Genomic DNA, 12,665 nt, shown 5'->3' with positions numbered 1-12,665 from the left:
TTAATGGTTTACGTCGTGGGCTAATAGGCATATCAGTTGCCTTTCACCCACAGGCCTAGCCTTTAATGTCGGCTGAAATACGCCTCCATCACCGCGATAACCTTGTCGATGTCCGCGTCATGAATATCGCGGTGAGTAACGAAACGCGTGGCGTAAAGTAGCTCAATCAATATGCCGTGCTCTTTGAGCCAGGCGGAGAGCGGCTGAACATGTTCGTCGGGGAAGTGCGCGAATACCATATTGGTCGCTTGTGAGGTGATTTCGACGCCAGGCAGTCTCGCTAAGCCCTCTGCCAGTCGCGCTGCACGACGGTGGTCGTCGGCTAAGTCTGCTACGTGATGATCCAACGCATACTGGCAGGCAGCAGCGATAATGCCGGATTGGCGCATTCCGCCACCCACTACTTTACGCCAGCGTCGTGCGCGGTCGATCAGTGCTTGCGAGCCTACCAGGGCCGAGCCGATAGGGGAGCCCATACCTTTAGAAAAGCATAGCGACACGCTATCAAACGGCAGGCACAGCTGCTTGAGCGAGGTGTCCGTGGCTACCGCGGCATTGAAGAGCCGAGCACCGTCTAAGTGTGTTGCCAGCCCACGCTCCCGGGCCAGTTCGGTGGCTTTCAATACGTAGTCTGCGGGCAGCACTTTGCCGCCAATGGTGTTCTCCAGCGCCAGCAGCTTGGTGCGCGCAAAGTGAAAATCAACGGCTTTAATCGCGGCGTTTATTTTCTCAAGCGGCAAGCTGCCATCGGGGGCATTTTCAATAGGTTGTGGCTGAATGCTGCCTAACACTGCCGCGCCACCGCCTTCATAGCGATAGGTATGGGCAGACTGCCCCACAATGTACTCATCGCCGCGCTCGCAGTGGGCCATGAGTGCCACCAGGTTACTTTGCGTGCCGCTTGGGAACAGCAGCGCCGCCTCTTTGCCTGTCTGCTCGGCCAGATTGGCTTGAAACGCGTTGACCGTCGGGTCATCGCCCCATACATCGTCACCCACCGGCGCGGCCAGCATGGCATCTTTCATGGCGGGGGAGGGGCGAGTCACCGTGTCACTGCGTAGATCAATCATGCGGAACTCCTTTCTGAGCCTTAATTTAACTAATGAGGGCAGCCACTTAGGGACGCTTTATCGAGCAAGTTGCTAGGAACCATCTATGGTTAACAGCATACTTCAACTCTCTCTAGTATAGGCAACCCGATGGATCTAAAAAGTGGCTATCCCTTTTGGGCGGTAAAGAACGGATTATTGAAAACCTTTCCTCAACTGACTCGCGATCATCAGTGTGAAGTTGTTGTGATTGGCGGCGGCATTACGGGCGCGTTGATTGCTGATGAGCTAAGTCGCAAAGGCCACCACGTGGTGGTGCTTGAGCGCCGGGATGTGGGGTGGGGCAGCTCAGCCGCCAGCACCGCTTTACTGCAGTATGAAATCGACGCCCACATGACAGCGTTAGCCGAGCGCTATGGGGAGGCCGACGCTGTGCGTGCTTACCGTGCCTGTGCCGAGGCCATTGGTGAGCTTGAGTCTTTGGCGGCTGAGCTGGGCAATGTGGATTTTGAACGTCAGCAAAGTCTTTACTATGCCAGTAACGAAGAGGATGTTGCGCCCCTCAAAGAGGAGTTGGCGCTGCGCCAAAAACATGGGTTTGAAGCCGAATGGATGGAGCGCGAGGCTATTTTTGCAGAGTACGGCTTTGTGGCACCTGGCGCTATTCTTACTCAGCTAGCCGCCACGATTGATCCTTATCGTATGGCGTATCAGCTGTTTTCCAGGGTGGTCGAGCGCGGGGGAGAGGTATATGACCGCACGCAAATGGAGACGATAACGCCGGACGACCATGGGGTCACGCTGACATTGGCCAATAGTGCCAAGCTGCGCTGCCAGTACGTGGTGATGGCTGCAGGGTATGAGTCGCAAGCCTGGCTGCCAGAAAAGGTGGCCGACAATCTCAGCAGCTATGCGCTTATCACTGACCCGCTACCGCCAGAGGCCTTGGGTAAGTTACGCCACACCATGGTATGGGAGTCGGCGAGGCCTTACCTCTATATGCGCACTACCTGCGATGGGCGACTCCTCGTGGGCGGAGACGATGACGACGAAGATATTCCCAAGCGCCGCGACGCGAGGGTAGAAGAGAAGGCCGAGGGGCTGGCAGCTAAGATAGAAGCGCTATGGCCTAGGCTAGATATTAACCCCACATTCTCTTGGGGCGGTACCTTTGCGGAAACCGGCGATGGCTTGCCTTTTTTCGGGCCTCATGATGCCCTGGGCCCACGCGTACATTTCGCCATGGCCTATGGCGGCAACGGCATCAGCTACAGCATGATAGGCGCCAAACTGCTGCGAGCGCTTATTGAGGGTAGAGAGCACCCTTTGGCGGAGCTGTTTTCATTTAAACGACTGGCCAAAATAGCCTAGCCTAAATGCAAGAACCGGGTAGCGAGCAAGTTTAAAACGCGTATATCTTAACGGATATTCATAAGGATAGCGGGTAATGGGCCACCAACTTTATTTGCGTGCACTGGAGCGCAACGACCTGCGCTTTGTTCATGAACTAAACAATAACCAGAGCATTATGTCGTACTGGTTTGAAGAGCCTTACGAGTCATTTGATGAGCTGGAGGAACTGTATAACAAGCACATCCATGACAACGCCGAACGGCGCTTTGTCGCGGAGGACAGCCATGGAAATGCCATTGGCCTGGTAGAGCTGATTGAGATCGACTACATCCATCGCAGCGGCGAGTTTCAAATCATTATTACCCCGGATCACCAGGGGAAAGGGTTTGCCCGCTCCTTAATTCGCCAAGCATTGCACTACTCATTCACAATTCTAAACCTACACAAGGTATACCTCATTGTGGCGGTGGAGAACGTTAAAGCGATCCATCTTTACGAAGAGAGTGGTTTTATTGAAGAAGGCCACTTGGTGCAGGAGTTCTTTATCAATGGCAAGTACCGCGATGTAAAGCGGATGTATATCTTGCAGGGCACCTACCTAACCCAATTGTCAGAACAGCAAGAAGAGAGTGGCGAGTGGGCCTAGAGTGAGGCAGTGTTGCCCGTTTACTATATTGTTAGTAGCAACCTGTACTCCCGCTAGGTATCACCGGGGTGAATTTAGCAGGAGTACAGGTTCCTTCATCTTACTGGAAGGAAGCTTCTAGGCGCTCTGCACGATCACCCGCAGCTGGGTGGCTGGAAAAGACGCTGCTGTCATTGCCGTATTTGGCTTCTAGCTTGCGTAGGGCTGCAACGGATGCCTCTGCATTCAGATTGTGGCGCTGCATTAGCTCAATGGCATAGTCATCAGCTTCATTCTCTTGGCGTTGCGAGAACTGAGCATTGACAAGCTTTTCGCCCAAATCACCAAGCTCAGAGCTTGAAAGTGCGGCGGCGGTGGTGCTGCCACTAGCAGCAGCTGCTTCACGTGCAGCGGACGCGGCATAGGCAACCTGGAAAGCACGTTTGGAGTGCCCTAACGCGACGTGTCCGATCTCGTGGGCGATAACGTAGCGTACTTCATCATCGGTCATCTCATCCATCAGTGCGCTATGCAACCGGATGGAGCCGTTGGGTACCGCAAAAGCATTAACGTCGTCTAAATGATAAACGTTATAGTCAAGCGTATGGCCGTCGACTGTTTCTAAGCCCTGGGTTAGCTTCGCCAAACGTTGTGCATACTGACTGTCGTCTGCAACAAGGCGGTTTTGAGAATCCAGCTGGGCAATGGTTTGATCGCCAAGTTGTTTCATTTGCTGATCCGACATCGTGGCAGCACCAGCGAAACTGGAGCCCGCAGACATCAGGCCTCCCAGATCAGCGCCTGATTGACAGCCGCTAAGAGCGAGAGTCGCCGCTAAAGCTAAAGCATAAGATGTTTTGCGAACCAAAAAAGGTGTTTGCATCGTCCGTTCCTTCGTCAATGTGCGTGCATAACAAGAAGAGTCTGCACGTTGAGTATTGCGCCTTTATTAGCCAAACTAATATTAGACTATTCCTTTGTATAACTCCATACCCTGCCGTGAAGAAGATTAGTAAGATCGGCTACTGCGATCTTAACGTGGCGCTTAAAATCATTACTTCGCTAGGTATGGCGCTCATTGTAGCTGTTTTAAAATTAGATAAAGTTAAATTAACCGAGGCAGTAGCGTATGTTAAAGAAGTTCATCTTGACGAGAGGAACCGTTTGGGAGAGCGCTGTTTCTTGAGCGGGTGCTACTTATCAATGGAAATGTAGCAATGTCAAGCATGGCTGTGTAAGGGATAACTATCTAAGTAATAGATACATCTTTCCGGCCATGTAATCCGGCCCGTTCATTAGTAGCGAAGCTTAACAATTCAACTGGTTGTAAGGCTTAAAAAAAACGCCTCGTATCAACGAGGCGTCGTATCGAGCTGAACAGGATGCTGGTTCTATGTTTAACGCAGGTAAGCCTTAATAGCGTCAAATGCCGCACGCTGTTGTAGAGCGCATTCCGCCCACACTTTCATAACATCAACTTCTAACGTTTGCGGTGAGTTGGCTAGGTGTTGCATGGCGTTCATTCCTCTTGCAGGGGGCAAAGAAAACCTTGAGATTTTGTTGTAAAACCTGATGCTGTAAAAAGCCTATGCTGGAAAAGCCTATGTCGTACACAGCCTATCTTGTGCATAGCAGCAATTCTGTTTTTTGAGATATTAAGAGCTTTTTCTACGAAGAGCTAGTCCTAACGATGTAGGTCATTTGCCATTCTACGTAAGCTATGGCTTACAAATTCCCGTGGGCTGATATTAGGTCTTTGAATGGAAAGGGCTTTCATAAGCATAAAAAAGCCGGAAATTTTTCCGGCTTCGGTGATTATCTTTGGTCTTAAGGGTGCAAAAGCGCCTGAATTAGCCTAAGTAGGCTTTCAACGCTTCGACTGCGTCACGATGCCACTGAGCATGCAAGCTCCAGAACTCTAGAACTTCATTATCGCGTGCAGGGGGGGTTATTAAAAAAGTCATTGTGCGGTCCTCCTATTGGGACTACACCTCCATTGTAGCTTATTTTTGTTGCGATGCAGCATAATTGTAGTGAGGAGTGATTGGGTAGAGGGAGCGTAGCGCATACTTTGCATTCTTCAGCTAGGCTAAAGGGTGAGCTATCACTTATTTCAAAGTTGCGAAAGGAGTCGCTAATGAGCACCAATGTTGCTGAAATTATGGTGGAAACTCTCAGGAAAGCAGGCGCTAAACGCTGTTATGGCGTGGTGGGAGACACGCTGAATCACTTCACTGATGCCCTGCGACAAAGTGACCTAGAGTGGATCGGTGTTCGACATGAGGAAGTGGGGGGCTTGGCAGCCGGGGGAGAGGCCTATCTTACCCAGGAGTTAGCGTTGTGTGCCGGCTCCTGTGGGCCTGGCAGCCTCCACTTCGTGAATGGGCTGTTTGATGCCCATCGTAACGGTTCGCCGGTGGTCTTTATTGCAACACAGGTGCCTCTTAGCGAGACGGGGAGCAGCTTCCCCCAAGAAGTGGATCAATCTCGCGTGTTTGAGCAGTACAGCGTTTTTTGCGAAACCCTAAACTCGCCCGAACAGGCGCGCCGCATGACCGCGCTTGCGGCGCAAACAGCGCTAGCCAAGCGCGGTGTCGCGGTGTTGATTGTGCCTGGCGATATTTTTACTCAAACACCGCATAACCAGCTTGCCTATCGTGCGCACTGTTTTAATTACTCACTGCGCCCCACTGCTGAGGCGTTGGTGCCTGCCGTACAACAGCTCAATAAGGGGGGCAACATCACCATTTTTGCTGGCGCTGGGTGCGAAGATGCCCGGGAGCAGGTTATTGCACTGGCAGAAATACTTCAGGCGCCCATTGCCTGGACTTCACGCGCCAAAGATTTTATTGAGCATGACAACCCTCACCAAGTCGGCATGACCGGTGTTTACGGCCTCGAGGGCGGATACCATGCGGTAGCCGAATGTGACACGCTGTTACTACTTGGCTGCAACTTTGCGTTTAGCCAGTTTTACCCTGAGAATGCAGTAATTATTCAGGTAGATCATGATCCTGCCCAGATAGGCAAGCGATACCCTGTAGATGTAGGGATCATTGGCAGCGTGCGTGATACCTGCGAGGCGTTTTCCCAAGCTGTCGAAGCAAATGCCAGTAAGCGCTGGCTGGAGAAGTGTCGCAAGCGCTACCTGAAATCACTGGAAAAATCGGCCCACAAAAGTAACGATGATGGGCTTATTCACCCGCAAGAGCTAACGCTGGCGATTGACCGCCTGGCCAACAGTGATGCACTTTTCACTGCCGATACCGGCAGTGTGTATGTGTGGATGTTGCGGCACATTCGAGCTCTGGGTCAGCGCCGTACCCTGGCAAGTTTGCAGCATGGCACTATGGCGAACGCCTACCCCCAAGCAATGGGGATTCAACTGGCTTACCCTGACCGTCAAGTCATTGCTATGTGCGGCGACGGTGGCCTCACCATGTTAATGGGCGACTTGCTAACCCTGGTGCAGCGGCGCATTCCACTTAAAATCGTGGTTTATAACAATAGCTCATTGAGCTTTGTAGAGCTGGAACAAAAAGTAGAAGGGCTGCTGGATGCTTACACTGAGCTGGAAAATCCTGATTTTGGCCGTGTGGCACAAGCCATGGGGCTATGGGGTAAGCGCGTAGAGCACGAAGACCAGCTTGAAGATGCTATTGACGACTGGCTGGCCTACCCCGGCCCGGCGCTTTTGGATGTTGTGGTCAACCCAATGGAGTTAGTGATGCCGCCTAAAGTGGAAGCGGGTCAAGTGGCCTCTACGGCACTCTACTCAGCAAAAGCGGTGTTAAGCGGCCGCATGGACGAGGTAGTGCATCTGGTTAAAAGTAATTTTCTGAAGCGTTGATCGACTCTTGCTAGAGGTTGAGGTTGCCGGGCTTCAAGTCGTTTTTTGATTCGATCGGATTGAGTAATGTATCGATAAGGAGCCTTATGCGTCTGCGTATTTTGTCTGATCTACACTTGGAATTTTTTGACGGTAACCGCGAACTGCCTGAGGTGGATGCCGATGTCGTGGTTCTGGCAGGGGATATTCATCATAAGAGCGAAGGCCTTGAATGGGCGCGTCTCCGTTTTCCGCATACGCCGATTATCTATGTGCCCGGTAACCATGAATTCTACGGTACTTGCATGCCGCTGCTACGTGATGAGCTAGCACTCGAAGCAGAGCGGCTCGACATCGAACTGCTGGATAATCGTGCCGTCACCCTCAATGGCGTACGCTTTTACGGCACTACGCTATGGACTGACTTTGCGCTGTACGCCGGTGACCCAACGCAAAACCCCGCCGATACTGAGTCCAAGGCGCTACGCTACATGCCCGATTTTAAAATCGTTGAAACCTCGCCCGGAGTAACGTTCACACCTCAAGCGAGCCAGCAGATGCACGCTGAAGCACTCGTTTGGCTTGAAGGCGAACTGTCCCAGCCATTTGACGGTCCAAAAGTGGTGGTTAGCCACCACGCCCCGCTGCACGACTGCATCCCTGGCCAATATTTAGGTGATGCGCTTTCCCCCGCCTTTGCTTCCCATCTGCCTCATCTCATGGGAAAGATGGTTATATGGGTGCATGGGCATGTCCACGAACCCGTGGACATTCTGCGCAACGGCACGCGTATTATTGCCAACCCCGGTGGATACCCTTATGAGTTTACTCCAGAACTGTTTAAGCCATATTGTATAGTTGAAATTTAAAGACAAATATAATCAGTGACTTATGGCTATTGATGGGATGTTTATCAATAGCTGATAGGCATTCCGATAAGTGCTACTTTGGTTTAATTTTTAGCATTGCCGCTTGCACCTGAAAGGCATGCTACATATCTTCTTGTTTGTATGATGTATGACTTACTGCGCTAAAGCAAAGATCCGCCTAGCCGTAACAGTGAAGCGTACTTTTGTGAGCAAAGTAACGTGCGATTTCTAAAGTTGACCGATATTCAACGTCTTTTAAGAGCTTTCAATTGATCAACAAGGGCTGTGGTTGTCTGCCCTGGTCATATTTATGCGGCAATGAGCGGGATGCTGATCTGCACGCTACAGCCGCCTAATGGAGAATTATTTATGTCGAGCCACGACACTCCCACGATAACCGAGATGCAGGTCGTTCCCGTCGCAGGGAGGGATAGCATGCTACTCAATATCGGTGGAGCGCACTCGCCGTATTTTACCCGCAACTTGGTCATTCTCAAAGATAGTCACGGTAATGTGGGGGTTGGCGAAGCCCCCGGTGGTGAGACGATTCAGACATCGCTTCAACAGTCGCGAGAGCTGGTAATTGGGCAATCAATTGGAAAAATGCGCTCCATGATTGCTTCATTGCACAATGCTGGAAGGAGTGCCGATTTTGAGGACTTTGGCAAAGGATCCTGGACATTTGAACTGCGTATCAATGCGGTTGCCGCGCTTGAGGCTGCGTTACTTGATTTGATGGGGAAGTTTCTGGGCGTGCCGGTGGCAGAGCTCTTAGGTAACGGCAAGTTGCGTGATAGCGTTGATGTCTTGGGATACTTATTCTTTATCGCTGATGGACATGCTACGCCGTTGGATTTCCGCCGTGGCACCGAGGGCTTGGATCACGATTGGTACCGCCTGCGTGACGAGGCGGCCATGACGCCGCAACACATCGTTGAGCTCGCTCAAGCGGCTCATGATCGATACGGCTTTAAAGACTTTAAGTTAAAAGGCGGGGCCCTGGCTGGCGAGCAAGAAATAGCGGCCGTAACGGCGCTGCACAATGCGTTTCCGGACGCGCGCACGACGATTGACCCTAATGGTGCCTGGTCGCTCAAAGAGGCGATTCAGCTATGCAAGAACCTACACGGCGTGATCGCTTACGCAGAGGATCCTTGTGGGGCCGAACAAGGCTTCTCAGGCCGCGAGATTTTAGCAGAGTTTCGCCATGCCACCGGATTGCCAGTCGCTACCAACATGGTGGCCACCAACTGGCGGGAAATGGCCCATGCGCTGATGTTGCGGTCAGTCGATATTCCTCTGGCCGATCCGCATTTCTGGACGCTTTCCGGTGCCGTACGTGTCTCCCAGCTTTGCCAGGATCACGGTATGACCTGGGGGTCGCACTCCAATAACCACTTTGATATTTCTCTGGCCATGTTTGCCCAGGTGGGAGCTGCCGCCGTGGGGCGCACAACCGCGCTTGATACTCACTGGATCTGGCAGGAGGGTGATGCTCGCCTAACTCGCAAACCGCCGGAAATTGTGGATGGCAAAGTGGCTGTTACCGATGCGCCGGGGCTGGGTGTAGAGATCGATATGAAGGCCATTGAGGAGGCTAATAAGCTCTATCGTTCCCTGCCTGCTGGTGCTCGGGATGATGCGATGGCAATGCAGTATTTGATAGATGACTGGACGTTTGATCCGAAAAAGCCAGCGTTGGTGCGCTGAGTGAATACCCTAAATGTGACAAAGAAGGACATTACAATGAAAAAATTAGTACTCAATTTATCTATTGCGACTGCGATGATGGCCAGTGCCGGTGCATTTGCCGAATACCCTGAGAAAAACATCGACATGATCGTGCCTTTCTCTGCCGGCGGTGGTAACGATACCTTCGTTCGCGCACTACAGCCGCTACTGGAAGAAAAGCTCGATACCAACTTGGTCATCCGCAATATCTCGGGCGGCGGCGGCGCCGTGGGTCTTACGCGCGCTCAAGCATCAGATGCTGATGGCTACACTTTAGCGGCTGCCAGTAACGCATTGCTGACCCTGGAGGCATTGGGCAACGTTGACTTTACTTATGAAGATTTCGATTTTATCGCCAAGATCCTTGAGGAGCCCTATGTCATCGCCGTCGGTGAAGACAGCGAATACGCCGATCTAGACGCGATGGTCGAGGCCGCTAAGGAAGGCGCCTCAGTGAGCGTAGGGGTTTCGGGTGTAGGGTCATCCGCTCACATCGCGGCGGTGGCGTTTGCTGATACCGCTGAAGTCGATTTCAACTTTATTCCCTATCCTGGCGGTTCTGAGACTATCTCCGCTGCCATGGGGGGGCACGTGGATGCCGTGGTGCTCGGTGGAGCAGAGCTTCGCTCGGCGCTAGAGTCAGGCCGATTGAAAGCCTTGGGTATGTCTTACAACGAGCGTAGCGAGTCGTTGCCCAATGTCCCTACTTTCCAGGAGGAAGGTTACGATCTGTCCCTGACAGTATTTCGCGGTATCGCGGGTCCTGATGGCCTTCCTGAAGAGGTCAAGGAAAAGTGGGTTAGCGCCATCAAAGAAATTGTAGAAGAAGGGACTTTCGAAGAGACAGCCTCGAACCTGGGCTTAGATATCGTTCCGCTGTATGGGGATGAACTAGAGGCGTTTATCGCCGAGTCGGCGGAAGTAATGAAAGAGAGTGCTGGTGATTTGGCGGCTGAATAAGATAAGGAGTCAGTGACTGATGGCTAAAGAAATAGGTAAACCGATTTTCGATCTGTTTCTCGTAGTGGCAGCTGGAACTGGATTTTATATGGCTACTACGCTGCCAGCAGTCAGCATGGCGGGGGGGCTTACCCCCGCTACATTCCCAAAGTTGATTTCTGGCTTGATTTTTTTATGTGCCGTGCCCTGCTTAATACGCGATTCTTACGAATGGCTTGCCGCAAGGCGGGGGCGTGACGAGGCCATAACCCTGAATACTATGCCTTCCAAGAAAGGCATGATGCAGTGGCTGATCATCGTGGCTTTGATTATTGTTTATATCAATTTGTTCGAGCGACTTGGATATATTGTGAGCACAGCGCTATTTTGCTTCTTTAATGTCGTTTGTCTTATTGCAGCGAGTGGTGAATTTCAGAAATTAAACAATAGCCGTAAATTGCGAAACTTGACAGCGTATACAATTTTCTCGGTCGCATTGTCATTGGTTATTTATTATGTATTTACCGAACTGTTCAATATCCCGCTACCGGATTGATAAAGGAGAAGTGAGATGCTGATGGGATATATGGAAGGTTTGGGATTAGTCTTTCAGTTCGGAACATTACTGGCAATAGCTGGGGGAACCTTCCTTGGGATCATCATGGGGGTACTGCCTGGCTTAACATCGGCGATGGCGATAGCGCTATTATTGCCGGTAACCTTTGGCATGCCACCTGTGATGGGTATCGGTATGCTGCTAGGCACTCTTTGTGGCGCTGGTGCCAGTGGCTCGATACCGGCCATATTGCTCAATATTCCAGGGACACCATCCTCGGTCGCGACCACGTTTGATGGCTTTCCAATGGCACAAAAGGGCGAAGCGGGGCGAGCATTAGGCCTAGCAATCGTCGCCTCTTTTCTTGGCGGTGTGGCGAGCATGGTGGTGCTGAGCCTTCTTGCTCCACCTATCGCTGAGTTTGCGTTGCGTTTTGGGGCGGCAGAGTACTTTTCCCTAAGTGTTTTTGGACTGGTAATCATTGCTTCCGTGGCGGGAAAATCCCTACTAAAGGGGTTAATTGCAGGCCTAATAGGCTTCTTTTGTTCTACGATCGGTACTGATCCTATAGCGGGGGTGGATCGTTTTACCTTTGGGCAACTTTCTCTATTGACTGGGATAAATCTCCTACCGGCGCTGATTGGGTTGTTCGCAGTCTCGCAGGTACTTAAGGACGCTTTCGATTATGATCCGTCCAATAAGCTCCAAAACAGTCCCCACAAAGTCGATATCGCGCGACCCCGGTTTCTTGAGACGTTGCGCAATTGGCGTGCGCTTCTCGTCGGTATCGTGTCTGGTTCTGTCGTGGGCCCAGTGCCTGGTGCGGGGGGCAGTATCGCCTCGTTGGTAGCTTATGACCAAGCGCGCCGTTTTTCTAAAACGCCTGAGAAATTTGGCAAGGGGCATGGTGCTGGCGTTGTCTCAGTTGAGAGTGCAAACAATGCATTGTTAGGTGGGGCATTAATTCCTACGCTTGCGCTGGGTATTCCTGGTGAGGCGGCAACAGCTGTTCTCTTGGGTGGTTTAATGATTCAAGGCGTTACGCCGGGACCAATGCTATTTGAAAACCAGGGCGGCATCATTTACGGGATATTTCTAGCGTACTTAGTCGCCAATTTTTTCATGCTTATCATTATGTGTTTAGGCATCAAGCTGTTTGTTCGTGTCCTGCTAGTCCCAAGAAAACAGTTGATATCGGCCATCATTGTTTTCTGCTTTATCGGTGTATATGGAGTTGATGGAGATGTGTTTAATCTTTATATAATGCTGGCATTTGGTTTGCTTGGCTATTTTCTTAACCGATATGGCTTCGGGACCGCTCCCGTTATTCTAGGTCTAATTCTAGGGCCTATAGCGGAATCAAACCTGAGGCGTGGTTTGCAGGTATTCGGAGGCGATTGGTCACCGTTTTTCACACGCCCCATTAGCGTTACCTTTTTAGTTATCGCCTTTGGGCTGCTGGTGCTGACACTGTGGCAGAACTATCGCTCACGTCAGAAAGAGGCGAACTCTGCCGCTACCTGAAGCCCATGGGCCGCCATGTGAGGCGGCTAGGGTATTGGAGCCCACTCGAAGAAGTGGGCTTTCTTATAGTGCGCCAGGCATGGCGCGCAGCGCCTTGACTGGCGCTGTTCCTGGGGGTGGTGCCTCAGGATGACTTGGGGGTGAAAGTCCCCTGCACGCCCGGCAAGGGGAAGTGCTAGCCGACGGCAAG

10 protein-coding genes are annotated in these 12,665 nt (G+C 51.7%); 8 read left to right on the top strand and 2 right to left on the bottom strand.

The window, feature by feature from the left end:
- Positions 1-62 precede the first annotated feature (62 nt).
- Complete coding sequence (gene ltaE / locus QT231_RS11260; RefSeq protein ID WP_308336953.1) at positions 63-1,070, bottom strand: low-specificity L-threonine aldolase; 1,008 nt, start codon at positions 1,068-1,070, stop codon at positions 63-65.
- Between the two features lie 177 nt (positions 1,071-1,247).
- Here ltaE and QT231_RS11255 point away from each other — a divergent pair, with 177 nt between their 5' ends.
- A complete protein-coding gene (locus QT231_RS11255) occupies positions 1,248-2,420 on the top strand; it encodes an FAD-dependent oxidoreductase (protein ID WP_308336952.1) in 1,173 nt (390 codons plus the stop codon).
- A gap of 76 nt (positions 2,421-2,496) precedes the next feature.
- Complete coding sequence (gene speG / locus QT231_RS11250) at positions 2,497-3,048, top strand: spermidine N1-acetyltransferase (RefSeq protein WP_064236179.1); 552 nt, start codon at positions 2,497-2,499, stop codon at positions 3,046-3,048.
- Positions 3,049-3,148: 100 nt separating this feature from the next.
- On the opposite strand, the gene QT231_RS11245 is transcribed toward speG, so the two are convergent.
- The gene (locus tag QT231_RS11245; protein WP_308336951.1) at positions 3,149-3,808 is read right to left on the bottom strand and encodes a M48 family metalloprotease; all 660 of its coding nucleotides are present in this window, start codon (positions 3,806-3,808) and stop codon (positions 3,149-3,151) included.
- Positions 3,809-5,164: 1,356 nt separating this feature from the next.
- Here QT231_RS11245 and QT231_RS11240 point away from each other — a divergent pair.
- From QT231_RS11240 to QT231_RS11215, 6 genes are all read left to right on the top strand, one after another.
- Positions 5,165-6,877, top strand: a complete 1,713-nt coding sequence (locus QT231_RS11240) for a thiamine pyrophosphate-dependent enzyme (protein WP_308336950.1) — start codon at positions 5,165-5,167, stop codon at positions 6,875-6,877.
- 86 nt (positions 6,878-6,963) lie between these two features.
- Entirely contained in the window at positions 6,964-7,725 is a 762-nt protein-coding gene (locus QT231_RS11235) for a metallophosphoesterase (RefSeq protein WP_308336949.1), read from the top strand.
- Positions 7,726-8,094: 369 nt separating this feature from the next.
- Positions 8,095-9,435 (top strand): enolase C-terminal domain-like protein, encoded by a 1,341-nt coding sequence (locus tag QT231_RS11230; protein WP_308336948.1) that lies wholly within the window; start codon positions 8,095-8,097, stop codon positions 9,433-9,435.
- 36 nt (positions 9,436-9,471) lie between these two features.
- Positions 9,472-10,416 carry a tripartite tricarboxylate transporter substrate binding protein gene (locus tag QT231_RS11225; protein WP_308336947.1) on the top strand — a complete coding sequence of 315 codons (945 nt, stop codon included), beginning with the start codon at positions 9,472-9,474 and terminating at the stop codon, positions 10,414-10,416.
- A gap of 19 nt (positions 10,417-10,435) precedes the next feature.
- Positions 10,436-10,951 carry a tripartite tricarboxylate transporter TctB family protein gene (locus QT231_RS11220; protein WP_308336946.1) on the top strand — a complete coding sequence of 172 codons (516 nt, stop codon included), beginning with the start codon at positions 10,436-10,438 and terminating at the stop codon, positions 10,949-10,951.
- Between the two features lie 15 nt (positions 10,952-10,966).
- Entirely contained in the window at positions 10,967-12,475 is a 1,509-nt protein-coding gene (locus QT231_RS11215; protein WP_308320227.1) for a tripartite tricarboxylate transporter permease, read from the top strand.
- Positions 12,476-12,665 lie beyond the last annotated feature (190 nt).

It is taken from the genome of Halomonas sp. SpR1 (assembly GCF_031010175.1).
GTDB lineage: Bacteria > Pseudomonadota > Gammaproteobacteria > Pseudomonadales > Halomonadaceae > Vreelandella.
This window is presented reverse-complemented; position numbering and strand designations above follow the sequence as displayed.